Consider the following 25,142-nt stretch of genomic DNA (forward strand, 5'->3'; position numbering starts at 1 on the left):
AGTCACTGTGTAGGGAAAGATTTACATAAGATTAATAATTAATACTATTGATAACTATTTGCATTTGCAATAGGGTGTTTCCGCTCAAAAGAGCACGCTCGTTCCGCCTGACTCTTTCCTTCCTGGAAGGTTACGCAACGGATGGCACTGCCAGGTCTGGAACTGGGCGCGATAAGGACAGGGATATTCTCACCGGCTCGCCAGTTAAGAATCCAACGGCATTTTTACTGGCCATCCAGGAATGAAAAACAATGACGCGTTACTCACGATTATCATTAGCTATTTTGATTGAACTGGGGCTGAGCGCCTCACTGCTCTCCGGCAGCGCCTGGGCCGCAGACACTTCCAGCAAGACGACCAGCAGCCAATCCACTACCGACGCCGAATCGATGAACGGCGGCACGTTGATGGTGACCGCACAGCAGCAAAACCTGCAGGCACCCGGCGTTTCAACTATCACCGCAGATGAAATTAAAAAGCATCCACCGGCGCGTGATGTGTCAGAAATTATTCGTACCATGCCAGGCGTCAACCTGACCGGTAACTCCACCAGCGGCCAACGCGGTAACAATCGTCAGATTGATATTCGTGGCATGGGCCCGGAAAACACCCTGATTATGGTGGATGGTATGCCGATCACCAGCCGCAACTCAGTACGTCTGGGCTGGCGTGGTGAGCGTGATACGCGCGGTGATACCAACTGGGTGCCGCCAGAAATGATCGAACGCATTGATGTGATTCGTGGCCCGGCCGCGGTGCGTTACGGTAACGGCGCAGCAGGCGGCGTGGTGAATATTATCACCAAGAAATATACCGATCAGCAGTGGCACGGTTCGTGGAATACCTACTTCAATGCGCCGGAACACAAATCGGAAGGTGCGACCAAACGCACCAACTTCAGCCTCGAAGGGCCGCTGGGTGATGACTTCAACTTCCGCCTATACGGTGGCTTAGCGAAAACTCAGGCTGACGCTTACGACATCAACGAAGGCCATGCCGCAGCACGTACCGGTACTTACGCGGGCAGCTATCCTTCGGGCCGTGAAGGTTCGGTCAATAAAGATATCAATGCCTTACTGAGTTGGGCGTTCGCTCCAATGCAAACCCTGGAGCTGCAGGCAGGTTATAGCCGTCAGGGCAACCTGTATGCCGGTGATACCCAGAACACCAACACCAGTGCGCTGGTGAAGAGCCTGTATGGCGATGAAACCAACCGTCTGTATCGTCAGAACATCTCACTGAAATGGACTGGCACCTGGGACAACGGTGTCAGCACCAATACCTACGCGCGTTACGAGAAAACCCGTAACAGCCGTATCAACGAAGGTTTGGCGGGTGGTACGGAAGGCATCTTCTCTAACGATGGTTTCAATACCATTCAGTTAGACGACATTTTGCTGCACAGCGAAGTGAGCATTCCGTTTGAGTGGCTGATTAATCAGACGGCAACGCTGGGTACCGAATGGAACCAGCAGAGCATGAAGGATCCCTCTTCAACCACCCAGGCGGCTAACTACGGTTCTGTACCAGGCGTGTCGAATACCGGTCGTAGCCCGTATTCACAAGCAGAAATCTTCTCGCTGTTCGCCGAAGACAACATGGAGCTGACCGACAGCACCATGCTGACGCCAAGCCTGCGATTCGATCATCACTCGATTGTGGGCAACAACTGGAGCCCGTCGCTGAACCTGTCGCAAGGTTTGGGTGATGACTTCACGCTGAAGATGGGCGCTGGCCTCGCTTACAAAGCACCAAGCCTGTATCAGACCAACCCGAACTACCTGCTGTACAGCAACGGTCAGGGCTGTGCTGCTAGCACCGGCGCCTGTTATCTGCAGGGTAATCCAGATCTGAAAGCCGAGAACAGTTTCAACAAAGAGATTGGACTGGAGTGGAAGCATGAAGGCTATCAGGCGGGTCTGACCTGGTTCCGTAACGATTACCGCAACAAGATTGAAGCGGGTTACGCGGCCGTCGGTAAAGCCTCTAATGGCACCACGGATATCTACAAGTGGGAAAACGTACCGAAAGCGGTGGTGGAAGGGCTGGAAGGTACGGTGAATGTGCCGTTCTCGGATAGCGTGAGCTGGAACAACAACTTCACCTACATGCTGCAGAGTAAGAACAAGGAAACCGGCGATCGTCTGTCGATCATCCCGGAATACACCCTGAACTCAACGCTGAGCTGGCAGGCAACGCAGGATCTGTCATTGCAGACCACGTTGACCTGGTACGGCACGCAGACACCGAAAAAGTATGACTACAAAGGTCAACCGGTGACGGGTAGCGCGGCTGATAAAGTGAGTCCTTACTCCATCATTGGCCTGAGCGGGACTTACGATGTGAATAAGTACGCCAGCGTGACCCTGGGTATCGACAACCTGTTTGATAAGCGTCACTTCCGCGAGGGTAATGCGCAAACCACCGGTAACGCCACAACAGGTGCCTACCTGTACGGTGCGGGTGCCAATACTTATAACGAGTCAGGCCGTACTTACTACATGAGCCTCAACACTCACTTCTAAAGCAGTTGATGCGGTAAATAGCAGCGGGCAATTAGCCCGCTGCTATCTTTACGGTTAACCAGCTCCAGCCTGCCACGGTGCATTTGCACAATGCGCAGCACAATGTTCAGACCCAATCCGCTGCCACCGTAACGCTGATCGCGACGGCGGAAGGCTTGCGTCAGTTCTTCTGCCGCATCGGCCTCAATGCCCGGCCCTTGATCCCACACCTCGATAATCACCTGCTGCTTGTCCTGCTGCATTTTCACCTTCACTTCACTGCCTTCCGGGCTGTAGCGTGAGGCATTTTCCAGCAGATTACGCAGCATCAGGCGCAGCAATACGGCTTCACCCTGTTGCGGAATATCTTTGCCGTTCGGCCAGTGCAGTGTTTGCTGACGCTGCTCATACAGCTCGGCCATTTCTGGCTGCAGCGGCTGCATGATGTCTTTTTGCCACTGCAGCTGTTGATAGTGGCCACCCGCCAGCGCCTGGCCGGCACGCGACAGCATCAGCAGTTGCTCCACGGTGTGCATCAGCTGGTCGATACGTTCAATCAGCATTTCACTCTGCGGCACGTTCTGCTGGTGCAGTAGCTCAAGGTGCAAACGTAAACCGGCCAAAGGGGTACGCAACTCGTGCGCGGCATCGGCGGTGAAGAGGCGTTCCTGTTGTAGCGTGTGGTCGAGCCGCGAAAATAGCTGATTGATGGAGGAGGTGACGGCGACGATCTCATCCATCTCGGAATAAACCGGCAGCGGGGTGAGGTTATCGGCGGAACGATGCGCCAGGCTGTCCTGCAAGGATCGTAATGGACGAATGATCCAGTTGATCGCCCAGAATGAGAGCAGCAGCGTTAAAGCGATCATTACCAGTGAAGGCAACAGCAATGAAGCTATCGCTTCGCGGATCTCATTCTCGACGCGGTCGTTACGCGCCTGAGCCGAGAGGGTTTCATTCACCAGGAAACTGATTTGCTCCCGGCTTTCATGCCACAGCCAGATGGCGCTCATCACCTGACAGGTGAGGAGAATCAGCGCCAGCATAATCAGTAACCGCTGACGCATGCTATTCATTCGCGCACTTCCAGACGGTAGCCCACGCCGCGCACGGTTTTAATGCGATCTTTCCCGAGCTTGCGGCGCAGATTGTGGATATGAACTTCTAAGGTGTTAGAGCCGGGATCGTCATTCCAGCTGTAGAGATCCTGCTGCAGAGTTTCGCGGTGCACATTCTGTCCGACACGCATTAACAGGCGCGTCAGCAGCGCGAACTCTTTCGGGGTGATCTCCAGCGGACGCTCTTCCAGCAACACTTGCTGCGAGCTAAGGTTGAGGGTGAGATCACCTTGTTGCAGCAGATTGTCGCTGTGGCCCTGAAAGCGGCGAATCAGAGCACGGACACGCGCCTGCAGTTCCACCAGCGCGAAGGGTTTAACCAGATAATCATCGGCACCGGCGTCCAGGCCATCTACACGATCCTCCAGCGCATCACGCGCCGTCAGGATCAACACCGGCACATTGATGCCGTCGCGGCGCCACTGGCGCAGCAGCGTGGCACCATCACGATCCGGTAAACCGAGATCCAGTACGATCAGGCTGTATTGCCCGCTGCGCAAAAAGGCGTTGCTCTCTGCAGCGGTACTGGCGCAGTCAACGGCATAACCTTGCGCGCTCAGGGCCTGAGCCAGGCCCGATTGCAATAGCGCATCATCTTCAACGATCAGCAATTTCATTAGTTGTTTTTGTTGATATCCGAGTAGAGGCGGCTTTCAAAGCGTACCAGAGGAATACGCCGCGTTTTTTGATCTTCAGGCGGCACCGCATAACCAGAAAGATACTGCACAAAGGCGACACGTGCACCGCTGGAAGTGGTAATAAATCCAGCCAGATTATAGACGCCCTGCAGTGAACCGGTTTTCGCCGATACTTTGCCATCCAGTCCGGCTTCATGCAGACCGCCGCGATATTGCAATGTACCGTCATAGCCGGCCAGCGGCAGCATCGAAATATAGTTCAGCGTTGAGTCGTTTTTCGCGATGTATTGCAGTACCTGCATCATGGTATCTGGCGCGATCAAGTCGTGGCGCGATAAGCCTGAACCATCGACCTGAATGCTGTTACCGAGATCGACGCCTGCTTTCTCACGCAGTATACGGCGCACCGCATCGGAACCGGCGCGGAAGGTGCCGGGTACGTTGAAATAGTGATGGCCGATGGTGCGGAACACGGTGTCCGCAATCATGTTGTCCGATTTCTTCAGCATAGTGTGCAGCAGATTGTGCAGCGGCGCGGATTGCGTTGAGGCCAATACGGTACCCGGCGGTGTAACCTGTGTCTGACGCACTAAATGACCGCTGTAATCGATATCCGCGGCACGCAGTTCGGCCTTGAGAATTTCGCCCGCCCATGCAGCACCATCTTGCACCGCAAACGCCAATGGCAATGGTTCGGCGCGTTGGCGCATGCAACCGGTCAGCGTGTAGCGGTTCAGCTCGCCTGGCACCACATCCAGTTCGCAATATTGCCCATCACCACTGTTACGGCCAACAGTGCGCACCTGGCTGAACATATGTGCCGGATAATAGGACGCAATGCGCACAAAGGCGTTTTCGCCCGGCGTGTTAGCGCTGTACAGCGACACTGAGAAGCAGTTTTTATCGACAATCGCTGCGCCTGGTGGGGCACTGAAGCACTGCGTCAGATCGTTCCATGGCCAGCCAGGGGCCATATCGTGGCTGGCGAACACGGACGTGTCGATCACCAGATTGCCTTTGATATGTGTGATGCCCTGCTTTTTCAGCGCGGCCACCATGTTGCGCAGATCCTGACGACTCAGCGTCGGATCGCCACCAAAGCGCGCCACTAAATCACCATTGAGCGTGCCATCGCTGACCGCGCCTTTGGTTTCCATCGTGGTCTGAAAACGGAAGTCCGGACCGAGTTCCAGCAGGGCCGCCAGCGCGGTAATCACCTTCATGGTACTGGCCGGCAATGCCATCTGTTTGCCGTGATAGTCGATTATCGGGGTTGATGCGCCCACTTTTTGTACCATCAGCGCCAGGTTTGCGCCGTCTGGCAAATACTGCATGTATTCTTCAACGGGGGCTGCTTGTGCCTGCAGCATAAACGCACAGGTTAATCCGGTAACAAGTCGTGAAAATCGCATAATCTCGCGGTAACTGACGGGTGAAGGCGTCAATACTACGTCCCGAGGTGGTGCAAAGTAAACGATGACCCACAGGGAACTCTGGGGTAAAATACGTATCAAAATGCAAAACCGAACCTGACCCGGAAAGCTTTCCGGGTCAGGCTTCTTTTGCTTGTGAAAAGAGGTAACGCGCCGCAGAAGCTGTTTTCTGCTGTCACCGGTCAGGATGACGCCGTTAACCAGGATAGATGACGAGGAGCCAAAATGAATCAGATTCCGATGACGTTGAAAGGCGCTGAGAGCCTGCGTGAAGAGCTGAACGAACTGAAAACCGTGAAGCGTCCGCGCATCATCGCCTCTATCGCCGAAGCTCGCGAGCACGGCGATCTGAAAGAGAATGCCGAATACCATGCAGCCCGCGAAGAGCAGGGTTTCTGTGAGGGTCGTATTCAGGAGATTGAAGCCAAGCTCTCCAACGCCCAGGTGATTGATATCACATCAATGCCAAAAACCGGACGCGTGATTTTTGGTGCTACCGTGACCATTTTGAATGTGGATACGGACGAAGAATTCACTTACCGCATCGTGGGTGATGATGAAGCTGACTTCAAACAAAACCTGATTTCAGTGAACTCGCCGATGGCGCGCGGACTGGTGGGGAAATCGGCTGACGATGTGGCCATCGTGAAAACCCCCGGTGGTGATGTCGAATATGAAGTGTTAAAGGTGGAATACCTTTAAGATATTGCTACGCTTTGAAATGTGTAGCCGCACATTGTAAAGAAAGGAAAAAGGCCGCATAGCGGCCTTTTATCCCATGCAGGAGCATGGCACTTTCTCTGCCCGTCGTGGCAGCCTTTAAGGCTGATTAACGTGGCAGAGTAATTTTGCGCTCTTTTGCAGGGCGATACAGCACCAGCGTGTTGCCGATGACCTGTACGTTACAAGCTTTTGTTTCACGTACGATAGCGTCAACGATCAGCTGCTTGGTTTCACGATCTTCAGAGGCAATTTTCACCTTGATCAATTCGTGATGCTCGAGCGCCAGTTCGATTTCGGCGAGCACGCCTTCGGTCAAGCCATTACCGCCCAGCATAACAACGGGCTTAAGTGGATGGGCAAGGCCTTTCAGGTGCTGTTTTTGTTTGGTACTCAGATTCATCGTATTTTTTACTTACTCAGGGATTGAAAACGGTTCATTCTACCGCCATCTCGGGTATATCGCCAAATCAACGCGACCCATTGCGTACTGATTTATCGCTACGATGAAGATTTAATTGGAAAAATTATGACGGGTAAAAAGCGTTCGGCCAGTTCCAGTCGCTGGCTTCAGGAACACTTTAGCGATAAATATGTGCTGCAGGCACAGAAAAAGGGGTTGCGTTCGCGCGCCTGGTTTAAACTGGACGAAATTCAGCAGGGTGACAAGCTTTTCAAACCCGGCATGACAGTGGTAGATCTGGGTGCTGCACCCGGTGGTTGGTCGCAATATGCGGTACAACAGATTGGATCGAATGGTCGTATTATTGCCTGTGATTTGCTCCCGATGGACCCAATTGTTGGTGTCGATTTTTTGCAGGGCGACTTTCGTGAAGAGGCAGTGCTGAACGCATTGCTGGAGCGAGTAGGTGACCAAAAGGTGCAAGTTGTCATGTCTGACATGGCGCCGAACATGAGCGGTACACCTGCGGTTGATATTCCACGATCAATGTATTTGGTAGAGTTGGCGCTGGAAATGTGTCGGGATATCCTGGCACCTGGCGGCAGTTTTGTAGTGAAAGTGTTTCAGGGAGATGGCTTCGAGGAATACCTGCGGGAAATTCGCTCCCTATTTACGAAAGTGAAAATTCGTAAGCCAGACGCTTCTCGTTTACGTTCACGTGAAGTGTATATTGTGGCGACAGGGCGCAAACTATAGCCCTCAGTACCGGAATCAAAGCAAGGCGAACTGCGTTTACTCTGATGTGTAATTCCGAGTTTCAGTGGAAAGCAGCAAAATCATCAGCGCCGCGATTCCAGGTCTGAAGGATATATAGTACCCTACGCTGTCTGTTAACACCGTTGTAATATGAGGTTAATCCCTTGAGTGACATGGCGAAAAACCTGATTCTCTGGTTAGTCATCGCGGTCGTGCTGATGTCTGTCTTCCAGAGCTTTGGGCCCAGCGAGTCGAATGGCCGTAGGGTTGATTACTCAACCTTCCTGTCAGAAGTGAACCAGGATCAGGTCCGCGAGGCACGTATTAACGGGCGTGAGATTAACGTTGTCAAAAAAGACAGTAATAAATATACGACTTACATTCCTGTCAACGACCCTAAGCTGCTTGATAACCTCTTGACTAAAAACGTCAAAGTGGTTGGCGAACCACCAGAAGAACCAAGCCTGTTGGCTTCCATCTTCATCTCCTGGTTCCCAATGCTGCTGTTGATTGGCGTTTGGATCTTCTTTATGCGTCAGATGCAGGGCGGCGGTGGCAAAGGCGCGATGTCCTTTGGCAAAAGCAAAGCCCGTATGCTGACCGAAGACCAGATCAAGACCACGTTTGCTGACGTCGCAGGCTGCGATGAAGCGAAAGAAGAAGTGGGTGAACTGGTTGAATATTTGCGCGAGCCAAGCCGCTTCCAGAAACTGGGTGGTAAGATCCCGAAAGGCGTCCTGATGGTCGGCCCTCCGGGTACCGGTAAAACCTTGCTGGCTAAAGCGATTGCTGGCGAAGCAAAAGTACCGTTCTTCACTATCTCCGGTTCTGACTTTGTTGAAATGTTCGTGGGTGTCGGTGCATCTCGTGTGCGTGACATGTTCGAGCAGGCGAAGAAAGCCGCGCCGTGCATCATCTTTATCGATGAAATCGATGCTGTAGGCCGTCAACGTGGCGCCGGTTTAGGTGGTGGTCACGATGAACGTGAGCAGACGCTGAACCAGATGCTGGTTGAGATGGATGGCTTCGAAGGTAATGAAGGCATCATCGTTATCGCCGCAACCAACCGTCCAGACGTACTTGACCCCGCGCTGCTGCGTCCAGGCCGTTTTGACCGCCAGGTTGTAGTAGGTCTGCCAGACGTTCGCGGTCGTGAACAGATTCTGAAAGTGCATATGCGTCGTGTGCCGCTGGCCACTGACATTGACGCAGCGATCATCGCACGTGGTACGCCAGGCTTCTCGGGTGCTGACCTCGCTAACCTGGTCAACGAAGCGGCACTGTTTGCTGCACGTGGCAACAAGCGTGTGGTCTCGATGGTTGAGTTCGAGAAAGCGAAAGACAAAATCATGATGGGCGCAGAACGTCGCTCCATGGTGATGACGGAAGCGCAGAAAGAATCGACTGCTTACCATGAAGCAGGCCATGCGATTATTGGTCGTCTGGTACCGGAACACGATCCGGTACATAAAGTGACGATTATTCCTCGCGGCCGTGCGCTCGGTGTGACTTTCTTCCTGCCTGAAGGCGACGCAATTAGCGCCAGCCGTCAGAAGCTGGAGAGCCAGATCTCGACCCTGTACGGTGGTCGTCTGGCAGAAGAGATCATCTACGGTGCGGAACACGTTTCCACCGGTGCATCTAACGACATTAAAGTGGCCACTAACCTGGCACGCAACATGGTGACTCAGTGGGGCTTCAACGAGAAGTTAGGTCCGTTGCTGTATGCTGAAGAAGAAGGCGAAGTGTTCCTCGGCCGTTCTGTGGCAAAGGCGAAACACATGTCTGATGAAACAGCACGCATCATCGACCAGGAAGTTAAACACCTGATCGACAGCAACTACCAGCGTGCTCGCGTTCTGCTGGGTGAGAACATGGACATCCTTCACGCGATGAAAGATGCGCTGATGAAGTATGAAACCATTGATGCACCACAGATTGATGATCTGATGGCTCGCCGTGAAGTTCGCCCGCCAGCGGGTTGGGATGATTCAGGCAACAGCAGCTCATCTGATAACAATGGCACGCCAAAGGCGCCACGTCCGGTTGATGAACCGCGTACGCCGAATCCTGGCAACACCATGTCAGAACAGCTCGACAAATAAGAGGCCTCAAACCTCAGCAAAAACCCCGGCCGGTCCGGGGTTTTTTACATTCAGTGATACCGTGATTCCCAAGGAGATTCCCGCCATGAAGTTGTACGCCCGTGATTCCCATCTCGATCTGTCGTTTCCCCATGTGATGGGTATTTTGAATGTCACGCCGGACTCCTTCTCTGATGGTGGAACTCACAACACGCTGGTCGAGGCGCTGACCCATACCAATGAGATGGTGAATGCGGGTGCCACCATCATCGATGTGGGCGGAGAATCAACACGGCCAGGTGCTGATGAAGTCAGCGTGGATGAAGAGTTAGCGCGCGTGATTCCGGTGGTGGAAGCCATCGCTCAGCGTTTTGAGGTGTGGATTTCCGTGGATACCTCAAAGCCAGAGGTGATCCGTGAATCGGCGCGAGTGGGCGCTCACATCATTAATGACATTCGCTCACTGTCAGAACCGGGTGCATTGGAAGCAGCAGCGGAAACCGGCTTGCCTGTGTGTCTGATGCACATGCAGGGCGAACCGCGCACCATGCAGCAAGCACCCGAATATCAAAATATTGTGAGCGAAGTGGACGCTTACTTCCTCGCGCAGATTGCACGCTGCGAAGCGGCAGGCATCAAAAAAGAGCATCTGCTGCTCGACCCTGGCTTCGGTTTCGGTAAGAATCTCAACCACAATTATCAGCTGCTGGCTGAACTCAGCCATTTCCACCATTTTGGCTTACCGCTACTGGTTGGAATGTCGCGTAAATCGATGATTGGCCAGCTGTTAAATGTCGGTCCGACGCAGCGCCTGACCGGCAGCCTGGGCTGTGCGGTGATTGCCGCCATGCAAGGGGCACAAATTATTCGCGTGCATGATGTGAAAGAGACTGTCGAAGCGATGCGTATTGTCGAAGCGACACGGAGAGCAAAAGGATAAAGCATGAGTAATCGTAAATATTTCGGTACAGATGGTATTCGTGGCAAGGTCGGTGAAGCACCGATTACCCCTGATTTTGTCCTGAAGCTGGGTTTTGCTGCGGGTAAGGTCCTGGCGCGTTCGGGATCACGTAAGGTATTAATTGGTAAAGATACGCGTATATCTGGCTACATGCTGGAATCGGCACTGGAAGCGGGCCTGGCTGCTGCTGGTTTGTCGGCGGCCTTTACCGGGCCTATGCCGACCCCTGCGATTGCCTATCTAACGCGTACCTTCCGTGCAGAAGCCGGTATCGTGATCTCTGCATCGCATAACCCCTTCGACGATAACGGCATCAAATTCTTCTCTGCGGAAGGCACTAAATTGCCGGATGAAGTGGAAGAGGCCATTGAGCTTGAGTTAGAGAAGCCACTGACTTGCGTTGAGTCCGCTGAGTTGGGGCGCGCCAGCCGTATCGTTGATGCAGCTGGTCGCTATATCGAGTTCTGTAAAGGCACATTCCCGAGCGAGTTAAGTCTCAATGGTCTGAAAATCGTAGTGGATTGCGCCAACGGTGCGACCTATCACATTGCCCCTAATGTGCTGCGTGAATTAGGTGCCAAAGTGATTGCGATTGGCGTGCAGCCCGATGGCATGAACATCAACAAAGAGTGCGGTGCAACCGATCTTCGCATGCTGCAGCAGCGCGTGCTGGATGAGAAGGCAGATTTGGGCCTTGCATACGATGGCGATGGCGACCGCATCATGATGGTGGATCATCTGGGCATGAAGGTTGATGGTGACCAGATCCTCTACATCATTGCACGTGAAGCCTTGCGTCAGGGGCAACTGCGCGGCGGCGTGGTAGGCACTCTGATGAGTAACATGGGGCTGGAACTGGCGTTGAAACAGCTGGGCATTCCTTTCACTCGTGCCAAAGTGGGTGACCGCTACGTGCTGGAAAAAATGCAGGAGAAGGGCTGGCGCATGGGTGCTGAAAACTCCGGGCATGTCATTCTGCTGGACAAAATCAGCACTGGCGACGGTATCGTGGCAAGTTTGCAAGTACTTACTGCTATCGTGCGTAATCACATGAGTCTGCATGATTTGTGCAGTGGTATGAAAATGCTGCCGCAGATTCTGGTGAATGTGCGCTTCAGCGGCAGTCATGATCCTCTTGAATCCGAGAGCGTGAAGGCTGTCAGCGCTGAAGTGGGGAAAACGTTAGCAGGGCGCGGTCGTGTGCTGTTGCGTAAATCGGGCACTGAACCGCTGATTCGCGTGATGGTCGAGGGTGAAGATGAAGCGTTAGTCACCGAGCTGGCGCATAAAATTGCTGATGCGGTGAAAGCGGTCTAAGCGTGTTAACAGGCGGCGAGATTTCGACTTTCCGCCTGTTAAATCACCACCCTGGCGCTTTTTTCCGCAATCAATAAAGTTCATGAAAATTGCGCTTGCAGAGGTATGTCCCATTGGTTAGTATTCACACCCGCTTCTGATGGGTGATGACGATACTCCCCGTCAATATTGGTGAAGCTTTAACTGTGCGGATAACGCGCAAGGAAACAGGTTGATTATGTACGAAGCTCTGTTAGTTGTTTTCCTTATTGTTGCGATTGGCCTCGTGGGTCTGATCATGCTTCAGCAAGGCAAAGGCGCTGATATGGGAGCCTCATTCGGTGCAGGCGCCTCTGGTACACTGTTCGGTTCAAACGGGTCTGGTAACTTCATGACACGTATGACTGCGGTACTGGCGACCCTGTTCTTCATTATCAGCTTGATTCTGGGCAATCTGAACACGAATAAGTCTTCTAAAGGAAGCGAGTGGGAAAACCTCACTGCGCCAGCTCAGTCTGAACAGCAGACTCAGCCAGCTAAACCGGCAACCCCGGGCAATGATATCCCGCAGTAACATCGTCAATGCTTTAGCGGCAACATAACGTCGCAGTCAGTGCAGTACCGAGGTGGTGAAATTGGTAGACACGCTACCTTGAGGTGGTAGTGCTCGAAAGGGCTTACGGGTTCAAGTCCCGTCCTCGGTACCAAATCTCAGTAAAACTTGCTTTTTAAGCAAGGTCGGCGTATTATTCGCCACGTTTTCGGACGCGGGGTGGAGCAGCCTGGTAGCTCGTCGGGCTCATAACCCGAAGGTCGTCGGTTCAAATCCGGCCCCCGCAACCACTTTCCCTTAGAGTTCTTTTTCAAATATACTGTATGCATCGACGGACGCATCCTCAGTGTTTTTTTGAAAAAAATTCTTTTGGATTGTGTGCCGAAGCCGCTCTGCGGCGTACAGGGTCCAGTCATAAAAAGCCCCGAATTTTCGGGGTTTTTTGTTATCAGGAATCGCAATACTGGGCTATAGGCCCTTTTTTTATGTCTTGGGGGTGGGCTTGTCCACATTAGAGCAAAAATTGACTGATTTGATCACCGCTCCAGTAGAAGCGCTTGGCTACGAATTGGTCGGTATCGAATTCGTTCGCGGTCGCACATCGACTTTGCGCATCTATATTGATAGTGAGAATGGTATCAATGTTGATGATTGTGCCGATGTTAGCCACCAGGTCAGCGCGGTAATGGATGTGGAAGATCCCATTACGGTGGCTTACAACCTTGAAGTCTCCTCGCCAGGTCTCGAGCGTCCTCTTTTCACTGCTGAACACTATGCACGTTTCGCCGGTGATGAGGTGAGCCTGACACTGCGCATGGCCGTACAGAACCGCCGTAAATGGCAGGGGATCATCAAATCCGTGGAAGGTGAGATGATCACGGTAACCGTTGAGGGTAACGATGAGGTGTTCGCGCTGAGTAATATTCAGAAAGCGAACCTGGTCCCCCACTTTTAAAAGTCCGGATTGAGGCTAACCAGGATGAACAAAGAGATCTTAGCTGTAGTAGAAGCCGTTTCTAACGAAAAAGCCCTGCCACGTGAGAAAATCTTCGAAGCGCTTGAGAGCGCTTTGGCCACTGCGACTAAAAAGAAGTATGAGCAAGAGATCGAAGTGCGCGTCAGCATTGACCGTCGCAGCGGTGATTTCGATACTTTCCGTCGCTGGCAGATTGTGGACGAAGTGACACAGCCAACTCGCGAGATCACGCTGGATGCGGCCCGCTTTGAAGATGAAGCGTTCAATCTGGGCGAATACGTTGAAGACCAGATTGAATCTGTCACCTTCGACCGTATCACCACCCAAACCGCCAAGCAGGTAATCGTACAGAAAGTACGTGAAGCTGAGCGCGCGATGGTGGTTGATCAGTTCCGTCAACACGAAGGTGAAATCATCACCGGCGTGGTGAAGAAAGTAAACCGCGACAGTATCTCACTCGATCTGGGCAGCAATGCTGAAGCCGTGATCGGACGTGAAGATATGCTGCCACGTGAAAACTTCCGTCCAGGTGACCGTATTCGCGGCGTGTTATATGCCGTTCGCCCGGAAGCGCGTGGTGCACAGCTGTTTGTCACCCGTTCTAAGCCAGAAATGCTGATCGAACTGTTCCGCATTGAGGTGCCAGAAATCGGTGAAGAAGTTATCGAGATCAAAGCGGCAGCGCGCGATCCAGGTTCACGCGCCAAAATCGCGGTGAAAACCAACGATAAACGTATTGATCCGGTAGGTGCTTGTGTGGGTATGCGCGGTGCGCGCGTCCAGGCTGTATCAAGCGAGCTGGGTGGCGAGCGTATCGATATCGTGCTGTGGGACGATAACCCAGCGCAGTTCGTGATTAACGCCATGGCGCCAGCCGATGTGGCGTCAATCGTGGTGGATGAAGACAATCACACCATGGATATCGCTGTTGAAGCCGGTAATCTGGCTCAGGCGATCGGCCGTAACGGCCAAAACGTGCGTCTGGCTTCCCAACTGAGTGGTTGGGAACTGAACGTGATGACCGTCGATGATCTGCAGGCTAAGCATCAGGCTGAAGCCCACGCAGCGATCGATATGTTCACCAAACATCTCGACATCGACGAAGAGTTCGCCACCGTACTGGTGGAAGAGGGCTTCTCTTCGCTGGAAGAATTGGCTTACGTGCCAATCAACGAGTTGCTGGAAATCGACGGCCTCGACGAAGAGACCATTGAAGCCCTGCGTGAACGAGCAAAAAATGCGTTGACCACCCTGGCATTAGCGAAAGAAGAGAGCCTTGGTAATCAGGAGCCCGCTGAGGATCTTCTGAATCTTGAGGGCCTGGATCGTGCGCTGGCGTATCGCCTGGCGTCTAAAGGCGTTTGCACGCTGGAAGATCTCGCTGAGCAAGGTGTTGACGATCTGACAGATATTGAAGGGCTGGATGATGAGAAGGCCGGTGCGCTGATTATGGCTGCACGTAATATCTGCTGGTTCGGCGATGACGCGTAATAACAGGAAGGAACAGCATGACAGATGTAACCGTAAAATCGCTGGCCGCCGAAATTCAGACTCCGGTCGATCGCCTGGTACAGCAATTTGCTGACGCAGGGATCCGCAAGTCTGAAAACGATGCGGTGTCCCAGCAAGAGAAAGAAACCTTACTGTCCCATTTGAATCGTGAGCACGGTCAGACCGGTTCAAGTAAACTGACATTACAGCGCAAAACGCGCAGCACCTTGAATATTCCCGTCACCGGGGGTAAAAGTAAGTCGGTGCAAATCGAAGTCCGCAAAAAACGCACATACGTGAAAGGTGATGCAGAGTCTGAGCAAGCTCAGGCAGAAGCAGAAGCCGAGGCGCAGCGTGAAGCGGAAGAGCAGGCGCGTCGCGAGGCGGAAGAACAAGCCCGTCGCGAAGCTGAACAAAAAGCGCAACGTGAAGCCGAAGACAAAGCCAAGCGCGAAGCCGCTGACAAGGCTAAACGTGAAGCAGCGGAAAATGAGAAAGTGACTAATCAACCAACCGACGAAGTAACCAAGGCTGCGCAATCTGATAAAGCGCGTCGTGAAGCCGAAGCGGCTGAACTGAAACGCAAAGCGGAAGAAGAAGCACGCCGCAAGCTGGAAGAAGATGCCCGCCGCGTAGCAGAAGAATCTAAACGCCTGGCTGAAGAAAAAGCCGCGGAATGGGAAAAACCGGAAGAAGAAGACAAAGGCGACTACCACGTCACCACGTCTACTCATGCCCGTCAGGCCGAAGACGAGAACGATCGTCAAGTTGAAGCGGGACGTGCTCGTACACGTACTGCTAAAGCTGCGCGCCCGGTCAAAAAAGGTAACAAGCATTCCGAAGCGAAAACCGACCGTGAAGAAGCGCGTGCGCAAGTTCGTGGTGGTAAAGGCGGTAAGCATCGTAAGCCAAGCTCCCTGCAGCAGGGCTTCAACAAGCCGGTACAGGCTGTTAACCGCGATGTTGTCATCGGTGAAACTATCACCGTAGCCGAACTGGCTAACAAGATGGCTATCAAAGGTTCTTTGGTCATCAAAGCGATGATGAAGATGGGCGCCATGGCGACCATTAACCAGGTTATCGACCAGGAAACTGCCCAGCTGGTTGCGGAAGAAATGGGTCACAAAGTGATCCTGCGCCGCGAGAACGAGCTGGAAGAAGCGGTAATGGACGATCGTGACACCGATGCTGCGCAGGAAGCTCGCGCGCCAGTGGTCACCATCATGGGTCACGTTGACCACGGTAAAACCTCTCTGCTGGATTACATCCGCTCAACCAAAGTCGCTTCAGGCGAGGCTGGCGGTATTACTCAGCACATCGGTGCTTACCACGTTGAAACTGACAACGGTATGATCACCTTCCTGGATACCCCGGGCCACGCCGCGTTTACCGCAATGCGTGCACGTGGTGCTCAGGCAACGGATATCGTTATCCTCGTCGTTGCAGCAGATGACGGCGTGATGCCTCAGACCATCGAAGCTATTCAGCACGCGAAAGCGGCGAAAGTGCCGGTTGTGGTTGCGGTGAACAAGATTGATAAGCCAGAAGCCGATCCAGATCGCGTTAAGAACGAGCTGACTCAGTACGGAATTATTCCGGAAGAGTGGGGCGGCGAAAACATGTTCGTTAATGTATCTGCAAAAGCCGGTACCGGTATTGATGACCTGCTGAATGTGATTCTGCTGCAGGCTGAAGTTCTGGAACTGACCGCAATCCGTGAAGGTATGGCGAGCGGCGTGGTTATCGAATCCTTCCTTGATAAAGGTCGTGGTCCGGTTGCTACCGTGCTGGTACGTGAAGGTACGCTGAACAAAGGCGACATCGTGCTGTGCGGCTTCGAATATGGCCGTGTCCGTGCGATGCGTGACGAACTGGGTCGTGAAGTGCTGGAAGCAGGTCCATCCATTCCAGTGGAAATCCTCGGTCTGTCTGGTGTGCCAGCAGCGGGTGATGAAGCGACTGTTGTACGTGATGAGAAGAAAGCACGTGAAGTTGCACTGTATCGTCAGGGCAAGTTCCGCGAAGTGAAGCTGGCGCGACAGCAGAAGTCGAAGTTGGAGAACATGTTCGCCAACATGACAGAAGGCGAAGTGTCCGAGCTGAACATCGTGCTGAAGTCCGACGTACAGGGTTCTGTGGAAGCGATCTCCGATTCACTGCTGAAACTCTCTACCGACGAAGTGAAGGTGAGAATCATTGGTTCAGGTGTGGGCGGTATTACTGAAACCGACGCCACCCTGGCTGCAGCGTCTAACGCGATCATCCTTGGCTTCAACGTTCGTGCAGATGCTTCTGCCCGCCGCGTGATTGATGCTGAAAGCGTTGACCTGCGTTACTACTCCGTCATCTATAATCTGATTGACGAAGTAAAAGCGGCCATGAGCGGCATGCTGGCACCGGAATTCAAACAGCAGATCATTGGTCTGGCCGAAGTACGTGACGTGTTTAAGTCACCGAAATTTGGCGCCATTGCCGGCTGTATGGTTACCGAAGGCAACATCAAACGTCACAACCCGATTCGCGTACTGCGCGACAACGTGGTGATTTACGAAGGCGAGCTGGAATCTCTGCGTCGCTTTAAAGACGATGTCAACGAAGTGCGTAACGGCATGGAGTGTGGTATCGGCGTGAAGAACTACAACGACGTTCGCGTTGGTGACATGATCGAAGTCTTTGAAGTGATTGAAATTAAACGCACCATCGATTGATCATCACTTGATGTGTTGCAATTTGGGAGGCCTCTGGCCTCCCGAATTATTTGGGAGAAAGAAAAAATGGCAAAAGAATTTGGCCGCCCACAGCGCGTATCTCAGGAACTGCAGAAAGAAATCGCAATTATCCTGCAACGTGAAATTAAAGACCCGCGCCTCGGCATGATGGTAACGGTATCCGGCGTAGAAGTGTCGCGCGACCTGGCTTATGCCAAAGTCTTCGTGACCTTTTTGAATGATCAGGATGAAGATGCGGTAAAAAATGGCCTGAAAGCGCTGAAAGAAGCCTCAGGTTATATCCGTATTCTGGTAGGGAAAGCGATGCGTCTGCGTATCGTGCCTGAACTGACCTTCTTCTATGACAATTCGCTGATCGAAGGTATGCGCATGTCTAACCTGGTCAGCAACGTGATCAAAAGTGACGTTGAGCGTCGTGGCGAAAGCCCGGCGGAAGATGACAAGGAGGACTAATGAGTCGTCCTCGTCGTCGCGGTCGCGACGTCCACGGTGTATTTTTGCTGGATAAGCATCAGGGCGCATCCTCGAACGATGTGCTGCAGAAAGTGAAGCGTCTGTTCCATGCTAACAAAGCGGGTCACACCGGTGCGCTTGATCCCCTTGCAACAGGTATGCTGCCGATCTGCCTCGGTGAAGCGACGAAGTTCTCGCAGTTCCTGCTCGATTCCGATAAACGCTATCGCGTTATTGCCCGCCTTGGCGAGCGTACGGATACCTCAGACGCTGATGGCAACATCGTCGAAACGCGGCCAGTGACGTTTGACCAGGCTGCACTCGATGCGGCGCTGGAGAGCTTCCGTGGTGACACCTTCCAGGTGCCAACCATGTTCTCTGCGCTGAAGTACCAGGGCCGCAAGCTGTATGAATACGCGCGTGAAGGCATTACCGTACCGCGTGAAGCACGCCCGATTACCGTGTTCGAACTGCAGTTCATTCGTTGGGAAGGGGATGAGCTGGAGCTGGAAATTCACGTTTCCAAGGGCACTTATATTCGCACCATCATCGATGACCTCGGTGAGAAACTCGGCTGTGGCGCACATGTGATTATGTTGCGTCGTTTGCAGGTGGCGAAGTACCCGATTGAGCGGATGATCACCTTTGAGCAGTTGCAGGCGATGGCGGCTGAAGCCAACGCAGCAGAAACGCCAGACTACAGTGCACTGGATGCGCTGCTGCTGCCAATGGATAGCCCAGCCGAGGAATTCCCGATTGTGAATTTGTTGCCTGCCGTAGCCGCTTATTTCAAGCAGGGCATGCCCGTTCAGGCAGCAAATGTGCCAGCTCAGGGATTGGTTCGCGTTACTGAAGGTGACGAGCACAAATTTATTGGCATGGCTGAAATCGCGGAAGATGGGCGCGTAGCGCCGCGTCGTCTGGTGGTAGAGTTCCCCGCCTAATCAATACACTCACGTTTGACCTTACGGCGCATTTGCGTTGCTATCAGGCGAAGAGTAGAATAGCGCGGCTTTTAAAGCGGGCTGCTGAATTAGAGATCGGCACCCATACATTCATTTTTTTATCTGGAGTTTATTATGTCTCTAAGCGTAGAAGCTAAAGCAGAGATCGTTGCTAAATTCGGTCGTGGTGCTAACGACAGCGGTTCAACTGAAGTTCAGGTTGCTCTGCTGACTGCTCAGATTAACCACCTGCAGGGTCACTTCTCTGAGCACAAAAAAGATCACCACAGCCGTCGCGGTCTGCTGCGCATGGTATCTCAGCGTCGTAAGCTGCTGGACTACCTGAAGCGTAAAGACGTTGCTCGCTACACCAGCCTGATCGAAACCCTGGGTCTGCGTCGCTAAGTCTGAAGAATCTGATCAACGATGTAGCACATGCACTATGCAGAAAAGCGCATCTGACGATCAGATTTGTGCGAGTTTCGCGAAAAGGGGGCCTTTATGGCCCCTTTTTTCGAGCAATCCGCAGCATTCCGTACCAAACTCATGTATTGTTGCTGAGAGTGATCTTTGCTTGCAGCGTTTCGCGCGGCTAATGAGAGGCTTTACCGCATGAGCGGTTGAAGATTGTCATTAGTCGCGAGGATGCAACTAAAGATCGGTAAACCCCGGCGAGCCAAAGAGCGCTCTGCCCCTCGAATTTAAGGACTTAAATTTTGCTGAACCCGATCGTACGCAAATTCCAATATGGTCAGCATACCGTCACGCTGGAAACCGGCATGATGGCGCGCCAGGCCACTGCAGCAGTCATGGCTAGCATGGACGACACAGCGGTATTTGTTACCGTTGTTGGCCAGAAAAAAACCAAACCAGGTCAGGATTTCTTCCCGCTGACGGTTAACTATCAGGAGCGTACTTACGCTGCTGGTCGTATACCGGGTAGCTTCTTCCGTCGTGAAGGCCGTCCAAGCGAAGGCGAAACCCTGATTTCTCGTCTGATTGACCGTCCAGTGCGTCCACTGTTCCCGGAAGGTTTCATCAACGAAGTGCAGGTTATTGCGACCGTTGTTTCTGTTAACCCGCAGGTTAACCCGGACATCGTTGCGATGATCGGCGCATCTGCCGCGCTGGCGCTGTCAGGCCTGCCATTCAATGGCCCAATCGGTGCAGCACGCGTGGGTTATATCAATGACCAGTACGTTCTGAACCCAACCGCTGATGAAATCAAAACTTCACGTCTGGACCTGGTGGTTGCAGGTACTCAGAACGCGGTTCTGATGGTTGAATCTGAAGCAGAAGTATTGACCGAAGACCAGATGCTGGGCGCGGTGGTATTTGGCCACGAGCAGCAGCAGGTTGTTATCGAAAACATCAACTCACTGGTTGCTGAAGCGGGCAAACCACGTTGGGATTGGCAGCCAGAGCCAGCGAACGATGCACTGATTGCACGTGTTGCTGCACTGGCAGAAGCCGGTATCGCTGATGCTTACCGCATCACTGATAAGCAAGAGCGTTACACTCAGGTTGGCGCAGTAAAAGATGCCACCATCGCTGCACTGCAGGCTGAAGATGAATCATTAGATGCTGGCGAAATCGCTGACATCGTTCACGATCTCGAGAAGAGCGTCGTGCGTAGCCGTATCATCCGTGGTGAGCCACGTATCGATGGCCGCGAAAAAGACATGATCCGTGGTCTGGATGTACGTACTGGCGTGCTGCCACGTACTCACGGTTCTTCTCTGTTCACCCGTGGTGAAACGCAGGCACTGGTTACCGCAACACTGGGTACTGCCCGTGATGCACAGAACCTGGATGAGCTGATGGGCGAGCGTACTGATAGCTTCCTGTTCCACTACAACTTCCCTCCATACTCAGTGGGCGAAACCGGCATGGTTGGCTCACCGAAGCGTCGTGAAATTGGTCACGGCCGTCTGGCGAAGCGTGGCGTGCTGGCAGTGATGCCGAAGCAGGAAGAGTTCCCGTACACCGTCCGTGTGGTGTCAGAAATCACCGAATCTAACGGTTCTTCTTCAATGGCTTCTGTATGTGGTGCTTCTCTGGCACTGATGGACGCAGGCGTTCCGATCAAAGCAGCCGTAGCCGGTATTGCGATGGGTCTGGTTAAAGAAGACGAAAACTTCGTGGTTCTGTCTGACATCCTGGGCGATGAAGATCACCTCGGCGATATGGACTTCAAAGTAGCGGGTAGCCGCGACGGTATCACTGCACTGCAGATGGATATCAAAATTGAAGGTATCACCCGTGAGATCATGCAGGTTGCACTGAATCAGGCTAAGGGCGCGCGTCTGCACATCCTGAGCGTGATGGAGCAGGCCATCAGCACCCCACGTCAGGAAATCTCTGAGTTCGCACCACGTATCTATACCATCAAGATCAGCTCAGACAAGATCAAAGATGTTATCGGTAAAGGCGGTTCTGTTATTCGTGCGCTGACCGAAGAAACCGGCACCACCATCGAAATCGAAGATGATGGCACCGTGAAAATCGCAGCAACCGACGGCAACAAAGCGAAAGAAGCGATTCGTCGTATTGAAGAGATCACCGCTGAAATCGAAGTGGGTCGTATCTACTCTGGTAAAGTGACGCGTATCGTTGATTTCGGTGCCTTCGTGGCAATCGGCGGCGGTAAAGAAGGTCTGGTACACATTTCTCAGATCGCTGATAAGCGTGTTGAGAAAGTGACCGACTATCTGCAGATGGGTCAGGAAGTTCCAGTGAAAGTGATGGAAGTGGACCGTCAGGGCCGCGTACGCCTGAGCATCAAAGAAGCGACAGAGCAGAAACCAGCGGAAGAAACCCCTGCTGCAACGAATGCATCTGACGCCGAGTAAGCGTTTACTGATTGGCCTCTCCTTGCAATTTGGGGAGAGGTATTTGGATCATCGCGAGGGCGGGAATCCTTGTGCACAGCAGGCGGATGACAGGATGGTTATCCCAATGTTTGTATTCGGGAGTGGGAAATGAAGCCTTTTTTGCGCTGGTGTTTTGTTGCGACAGCTATCACGCTGGCAGGATGCAGCAACTCCAATTGGCGTAAGAACGAAGTTCTGGCAGTACCTTTGCAGCCCACACTGCAGCAAGAGGTGATCCTGGCGCGAATGGAACAAATTCTTGCCAGTCGTGCCCTGACCGATGATGAACGCGCACAGCTATTATATGAGCGCGGAGTGTTGTATGATAGTTTGGGTCTGAGGGCATTAGCGCGGAACGATTTTTCGCAAGCGCTGTCTATAAGACCGGATATGCCTGAGGTGTTTAACTACCTCGGTATATATTTAACGCAGGCAGGCAATTTTGATGCTGCCTATGAAGCGTTTGATTCTGTACTTGAGCTTGATCCAACTTACAACTATGCGCATTTAAACCGTGGTATCGCCCTCTATTACGGCGGTCGATACAAGTTAGCGCAAGATGATCTGCTGGCGTTTTATCAAGACGATCCTAACGATCCTTTCCGCAGCCTTTGGCTCTATCTCGTTGAAAGCGATATGGATGCCGACAAGGCGAAAGTCACGCTGAGACAGCGACATGACAAAGCGGCCCGGGACCAATGGGGATGGAATATTGTCGAGTTCTACCTTGGCGACATCAGTGAAAAAACGCTGATGGAACGTCTCAAGGCGGACGCAACGGATAACACCTCGCTCGCTGAACATCTCAGTGAAACCAACTTCTATTTAGGTAAGTACTACCTAAGTCTGGGGGAGAAGGACGACGCGAAAGCGTTGTTCAAACTGGCGGTCGCTAACAATGTTAACAACTTTGTTGAGCACCGATACGCATTGTTGGAACTGGCGCAACTCGGCCAGACACAAGACGATTTATCAGAATCTGACCAGCAATAGCTGACGAACTTTTATTGCCTGAATACTTGTAAAGTCATCATCTTCGAGGTGAGGGCTTTTCTGTTCGTCAAAACTTCTAATTTGAGCCGGTTCACACTTTTTGATGAAAATGACTGAAAGTTTTCACGACGAGTTATGTAGACTGGCCGCCGCAATCTAAGAGGCACGTGTACTACATGACTGATATTCAAACCACTTTTTCTGACCTTGGCCTGAACGCTGACATCCTCGAATCACTGAACGGCATGGGCTACGTTAAGCCATCCCCAATCCAGGCTGAGTGTATTCCTCACCTGCTGGCGGGCCGTGATGTGCTGGGTATGGCGCAGACCGGTAGTGGTAAAACTGCGGCATTCTCTCTGCCGCTGCTGAACAACATTGATCCTACTGTTAAAGCACCACAGATTCTGGTGCTGGCTCCAACCCGCGAACTGGCTGTTCAGGTTGCTGAAGCCATGACTGAATTCTCTAAACACATGCGTGGCGTGAACGTGGTTGCCCTGTACGGCGGCCAGCGTTATGACGTTCAGCTGCGCGCTTTGCGTCAGGGTCCACAGGTTGTTGTGGGTACGCCTGGCCGTCTGCTGGACCACCTGAAACGCGGCACGTTAGATCTGTCTAACCTGCGCGGTCTGGTGCTGGACGAAGCTGATGAAATGCTGCGTATGGGCTTCATCGAAGACGTTGAAACCATCATGGCGCAGATCCCAGACGGTCACCAGACCGCGCTGTTCTCAGCAACCATGCCAGAAGCGATTCGTCGTATTACTAAGCGCTTCATGAAGGATCCACAGGAAGTACGCATTCAGTCAAGCATGACCACGCGTCCTGATATCTCTCAGTCTTACTGGACCGCTTACGGCCGTAAAACTGACGCACTGGTGCGTTTCCTGGAAGCAGAAGATTTTGATGCCGCTATCATCTTCGTGCGTACCAAAAACGCCACGCTGGAAGTGGCCGAAGCGCTGGAGCGCAGCGGTTACAACAGCGCAGCACTGAACGGTGACATGAACCAGGCACTGCGTGAGCAGACGCTGGAGCGCCTGAAAGATGGTCGTCTGGACATCCTGATCGCGACCGACGTTGCTGCACGTGGTCTGGACGTTGAGCGTATCAGCCTGGTTGTTAACTACGACATCCCAATGGATGCTGAGTCTTACGTTCACCGTATCGGCCGTACCGGTCGTGCGGGTCGTGCTGGCCGCGCGCTGCTGTTCGTTGAGAACCGCGAGCGTCGTCTGCTGCGTAACATCGAACGCACCATGAAGCTGACCATTCCAGAAGTTGAACTGCCGAATGCAGAACTGCTGGGTGAGCGTCGTCTGGCTAAGTTCGCCGCGAAAGTACAGCAGCAGCTGGAAAGCAGCGATCTGGACATGTACCGCGCACTGCTGAGCAAAATGCAGCCGGGCGAAGATCTGGATATCGAAACACTGGCCGCAGCACTGCTGAAAATGGCACAGGGCGAACGTCCACTGATTCTGCCACCAGAAGCACCACGTCCACCACGCCGTGAATTCCGCGACCGTGATGACCGTCGTGATTCACGCGACTCACGTGGTCCACGCGAAAGCCGCGGTGACCGTGATGGCGCTCCACGTCGCGAACGTCGTGACGTTGGCGAAATGCAGCTGTACCGCATTGAAGTGGGCCGTGATGATGGTGTTGAAGTTCGCCATATCGTGGGCGCGATTGCTAACGAAGGCGACATCAGCAGCCGTTACATCGGTAACATCAAGCTGTTTGGTACGCACTCAACCATCGAGCTGCCTAAAGGTATGCCGGGCGAAGTTCTGCAGCACTTCACTCGCACGCGCATCCTGAACAAGCCGATGAACATGCAGTTGATGGGTGATGCTCCTGCGTTCGAGCGTAGCGAACGTCGTCCAGGCGGTCGTGATGGTGAGCGTCGTGGTAATGGCGCTCCGCGTGGCGAAGGTGCACCACGTCGCTTCTCTGAACGTCGTGAAGGTGGCCGTGAAGGCGGACGCTTCAACCGTGAAGGCGGTCGTGGCCCACGTCCAGAAGGTGCTTCTGCACCACGTCGTCGTGACGCGTAAGCGATAAAACGCTAAATAGTAAAAAGGGACGCCGCGGCGTAATGCTTGTCAGTTAAGATCTTAATGGAGGCCGCAGCGGATAACGTTGCGGCTTCTTTTTTACCGCCCTTGGGTAATGCCGCACTCTTCTTTCCGGCAGCACCAGCCCTGGCGCCAT

At 53.1% G+C, this 25,142-nt stretch carries 21 protein-coding genes and 2 tRNA genes; 19 read left to right on the forward strand and 4 right to left on the reverse strand.

Annotation, left to right across the window (positions count from 1 at the left end):
• Positions 1 to 251: 251 nt before the first annotated feature.
• On the forward strand, positions 252 to 2,525 hold the full coding sequence (locus FD737_RS20770) for a TonB-dependent siderophore receptor (RefSeq protein ID WP_160834453.1): 2,274 nt from the start codon (positions 252 to 254) through the stop codon (positions 2,523 to 2,525).
• On the opposite strand, the gene pmrB is transcribed toward FD737_RS20770, so the two are convergent.
• The 3 genes from pmrB to dacB are packed head-to-tail and all read right to left on the reverse strand — an operon-like array spanning position 2,522 to position 5,672.
• A complete protein-coding gene (gene pmrB / locus FD737_RS20775; RefSeq protein ID WP_160834454.1) occupies positions 2,522 to 3,580 on the reverse strand; it encodes a two-component system sensor histidine kinase PmrB in 1,059 nt (352 codons plus the stop codon). The genes FD737_RS20770 and pmrB overlap by 4 nt on opposite strands.
• Positions 3,577 to 4,239 carry a two-component system response regulator PmrA gene (gene pmrA / locus FD737_RS20780; RefSeq protein WP_034826547.1) on the reverse strand — a complete coding sequence of 221 codons (663 nt, stop codon included), beginning with the start codon at positions 4,237 to 4,239 and terminating at the stop codon, positions 3,577 to 3,579. The genes pmrB and pmrA overlap by 4 nt, the downstream gene beginning before the upstream one ends.
• Positions 4,239 to 5,672 (reverse strand): serine-type D-Ala-D-Ala carboxypeptidase, encoded by a 1,434-nt coding sequence (gene dacB, locus FD737_RS20785; RefSeq protein WP_160834455.1) that lies wholly within the window; start codon positions 5,670 to 5,672, stop codon positions 4,239 to 4,241. Before dacB ends, pmrA begins: the two co-directional genes overlap by 1 nt.
• A 246-nt stretch (positions 5,673 to 5,918) precedes the next feature.
• Here dacB and greA point away from each other — a divergent pair, with 246 nt between their 5' ends.
• Positions 5,919 to 6,395, forward strand: coding sequence for a transcription elongation factor GreA (gene greA, locus FD737_RS20790; protein ID WP_160834456.1), 477 nt, complete (start codon positions 5,919 to 5,921; stop codon positions 6,393 to 6,395).
• Positions 6,396 to 6,522: 127 nt separating this feature from the next.
• On the opposite strand, the gene yhbY is transcribed toward greA, so the two are convergent.
• Positions 6,523 to 6,816, reverse strand: a complete 294-nt coding sequence (gene yhbY, locus FD737_RS20795; protein WP_034826542.1) for a ribosome assembly RNA-binding protein YhbY — start codon at positions 6,814 to 6,816, stop codon at positions 6,523 to 6,525.
• A 126-nt stretch (positions 6,817 to 6,942) separates the two neighbouring features.
• On the opposite strand from yhbY, the gene rlmE reads away from it, so the two are divergent.
• From rlmE to FD737_RS20880, 17 genes are all read left to right on the forward strand, one after another.
• On the forward strand, positions 6,943 to 7,572 hold the full coding sequence (rlmE, locus tag FD737_RS20800; RefSeq protein WP_034826540.1) for a 23S rRNA (uridine(2552)-2'-O)-methyltransferase RlmE: 630 nt from the start codon (positions 6,943 to 6,945) through the stop codon (positions 7,570 to 7,572).
• Positions 7,573 to 7,745: 173 nt separating this feature from the next.
• On the forward strand, positions 7,746 to 9,677 hold the full coding sequence (gene ftsH / locus FD737_RS20805) for an ATP-dependent zinc metalloprotease FtsH (protein ID WP_160834457.1): 1,932 nt from the start codon (positions 7,746 to 7,748) through the stop codon (positions 9,675 to 9,677).
• 85 nt (positions 9,678 to 9,762) lie between these two features.
• A complete protein-coding gene (gene folP, locus FD737_RS20810; protein WP_160834458.1) occupies positions 9,763 to 10,596 on the forward strand; it encodes a dihydropteroate synthase in 834 nt (277 codons plus the stop codon).
• 3 nt (positions 10,597 to 10,599) lie between these two features.
• Positions 10,600 to 11,934 (forward strand): phosphoglucosamine mutase, encoded by a 1,335-nt coding sequence (gene glmM / locus FD737_RS20815; protein WP_160834459.1) that lies wholly within the window; start codon positions 10,600 to 10,602, stop codon positions 11,932 to 11,934.
• A gap of 217 nt (positions 11,935 to 12,151) precedes the next feature.
• Positions 12,152 to 12,487 (forward strand): preprotein translocase subunit SecG, encoded by a 336-nt coding sequence (secG, locus tag FD737_RS20820; RefSeq protein ID WP_034826531.1) that lies wholly within the window; start codon positions 12,152 to 12,154, stop codon positions 12,485 to 12,487.
• Positions 12,488 to 12,533: 46 nt separating this feature from the next.
• Positions 12,534 to 12,620 (forward strand) — tRNA-Leu (locus tag FD737_RS20825).
• Between the two features lie 59 nt (positions 12,621 to 12,679).
• Positions 12,680 to 12,756: transfer RNA gene (locus FD737_RS20830), tRNA-Met, on the forward strand.
• Positions 12,757 to 12,968: 212 nt separating this feature from the next.
• A complete protein-coding gene (gene rimP / locus FD737_RS20835; protein ID WP_034826528.1) occupies positions 12,969 to 13,421 on the forward strand; it encodes a ribosome maturation factor RimP in 453 nt (150 codons plus the stop codon).
• 24 nt (positions 13,422 to 13,445) lie between these two features.
• On the forward strand, positions 13,446 to 14,933 hold the full coding sequence (nusA, locus tag FD737_RS20840) for a transcription termination factor NusA (RefSeq protein WP_160834460.1): 1,488 nt from the start codon (positions 13,446 to 13,448) through the stop codon (positions 14,931 to 14,933).
• Positions 14,934 to 14,950: 17 nt separating this feature from the next.
• Positions 14,951 to 17,641, forward strand: coding sequence for a translation initiation factor IF-2 (infB, locus tag FD737_RS20845; RefSeq protein WP_160834461.1), 2,691 nt, complete (start codon positions 14,951 to 14,953; stop codon positions 17,639 to 17,641).
• A gap of 66 nt (positions 17,642 to 17,707) precedes the next feature.
• Positions 17,708 to 18,115, forward strand: a complete 408-nt coding sequence (gene rbfA / locus FD737_RS20850) for a 30S ribosome-binding factor RbfA (RefSeq protein WP_034826517.1) — start codon at positions 17,708 to 17,710, stop codon at positions 18,113 to 18,115.
• Positions 18,115 to 19,059 (forward strand): tRNA pseudouridine(55) synthase TruB, encoded by a 945-nt coding sequence (gene truB, locus FD737_RS20855; RefSeq protein ID WP_160834462.1) that lies wholly within the window; start codon positions 18,115 to 18,117, stop codon positions 19,057 to 19,059. The genes rbfA and truB overlap by 1 nt, the downstream gene beginning before the upstream one ends.
• 135 nt (positions 19,060 to 19,194) lie before the next feature.
• Complete coding sequence (gene rpsO / locus FD737_RS20860; RefSeq protein ID WP_034826514.1) at positions 19,195 to 19,464, forward strand: 30S ribosomal protein S15; 270 nt, start codon at positions 19,195 to 19,197, stop codon at positions 19,462 to 19,464.
• Positions 19,465 to 19,775: 311 nt separating this feature from the next.
• Positions 19,776 to 21,911, forward strand: a complete 2,136-nt coding sequence (gene pnp / locus FD737_RS20865) for a polyribonucleotide nucleotidyltransferase (RefSeq protein ID WP_160834463.1) — start codon at positions 19,776 to 19,778, stop codon at positions 21,909 to 21,911.
• 129 nt (positions 21,912 to 22,040) lie between these two features.
• Complete coding sequence (nlpI, locus tag FD737_RS20870; RefSeq protein WP_160834464.1) at positions 22,041 to 22,925, forward strand: lipoprotein NlpI; 885 nt, start codon at positions 22,041 to 22,043, stop codon at positions 22,923 to 22,925.
• Positions 22,926 to 23,028: 103 nt separating this feature from the next.
• Positions 23,029 to 23,085, forward strand: a complete 57-nt coding sequence (gene yrbN, locus FD737_RS24210) for a protein YrbN (protein WP_098053093.1) — start codon at positions 23,029 to 23,031, stop codon at positions 23,083 to 23,085.
• Between the two features lie 16 nt (positions 23,086 to 23,101).
• Positions 23,102 to 24,985 carry a DEAD/DEAH family ATP-dependent RNA helicase gene (locus FD737_RS20880; protein WP_160834465.1) on the forward strand — a complete coding sequence of 628 codons (1,884 nt, stop codon included), beginning with the start codon at positions 23,102 to 23,104 and terminating at the stop codon, positions 24,983 to 24,985.
• Positions 24,986 to 25,142 lie beyond the last annotated feature (157 nt).

Source organism: Pantoea sp. Seng, from assembly GCF_009829935.1.
Lineage (GTDB): Bacteria > Pseudomonadota > Gammaproteobacteria > Enterobacterales > Enterobacteriaceae > Pantoea > Pantoea communis.

Bases quoted from the DNA above. Each gene is read 5' to 3' on its own strand.
- FD737_RS20770 (WP_160834453.1), top strand. From the start codon at position 252: ATGACGCGTTACTCACGATTATCATTAGCTATTTTGATTGAACTGGGG.
- pmrB (WP_160834454.1), bottom strand. From the start codon at position 3,580: ATGAATAGCATGCGTCAGCGGTTACTGATTATGCTGGCGCTGATTCTC.
- pmrA (WP_034826547.1), bottom strand. From the start codon at position 4,239: ATGAAATTGCTGATCGTTGAAGATGATGCGCTATTGCAATCGGGCCTG.
- dacB (WP_160834455.1), bottom strand. From the start codon at position 5,672: ATGCGATTTTCACGACTTGTTACCGGATTAACCTGTGCGTTTATGCTG.
- greA (WP_160834456.1), top strand. From the start codon at position 5,919: ATGAATCAGATTCCGATGACGTTGAAAGGCGCTGAGAGCCTGCGTGAA.
- yhbY (WP_034826542.1), bottom strand. From the start codon at position 6,816: ATGAATCTGAGTACCAAACAAAAACAGCACCTGAAAGGCCTTGCCCAT.
- rlmE (WP_034826540.1), top strand. From the start codon at position 6,943: ATGACGGGTAAAAAGCGTTCGGCCAGTTCCAGTCGCTGGCTTCAGGAA.
- ftsH (WP_160834457.1), top strand. From the start codon at position 7,746: ATGGCGAAAAACCTGATTCTCTGGTTAGTCATCGCGGTCGTGCTGATG.
- folP (WP_160834458.1), top strand. From the start codon at position 9,763: ATGAAGTTGTACGCCCGTGATTCCCATCTCGATCTGTCGTTTCCCCAT.
- glmM (WP_160834459.1), top strand. From the start codon at position 10,600: ATGAGTAATCGTAAATATTTCGGTACAGATGGTATTCGTGGCAAGGTC.
- secG (WP_034826531.1), top strand. From the start codon at position 12,152: ATGTACGAAGCTCTGTTAGTTGTTTTCCTTATTGTTGCGATTGGCCTC.
- nusA (WP_160834460.1), top strand. From the start codon at position 13,446: ATGAACAAAGAGATCTTAGCTGTAGTAGAAGCCGTTTCTAACGAAAAA.
- infB (WP_160834461.1), top strand. From the start codon at position 14,951: ATGACAGATGTAACCGTAAAATCGCTGGCCGCCGAAATTCAGACTCCG.
- rbfA (WP_034826517.1), top strand. From the start codon at position 17,708: ATGGCAAAAGAATTTGGCCGCCCACAGCGCGTATCTCAGGAACTGCAG.
- truB (WP_160834462.1), top strand. From the start codon at position 18,115: ATGAGTCGTCCTCGTCGTCGCGGTCGCGACGTCCACGGTGTATTTTTG.
- rpsO (WP_034826514.1), top strand. From the start codon at position 19,195: ATGTCTCTAAGCGTAGAAGCTAAAGCAGAGATCGTTGCTAAATTCGGT.
- nlpI (WP_160834464.1), top strand. From the start codon at position 22,041: ATGAAGCCTTTTTTGCGCTGGTGTTTTGTTGCGACAGCTATCACGCTG.
- FD737_RS20880 (WP_160834465.1), top strand. From the start codon at position 23,102: ATGACTGATATTCAAACCACTTTTTCTGACCTTGGCCTGAACGCTGAC.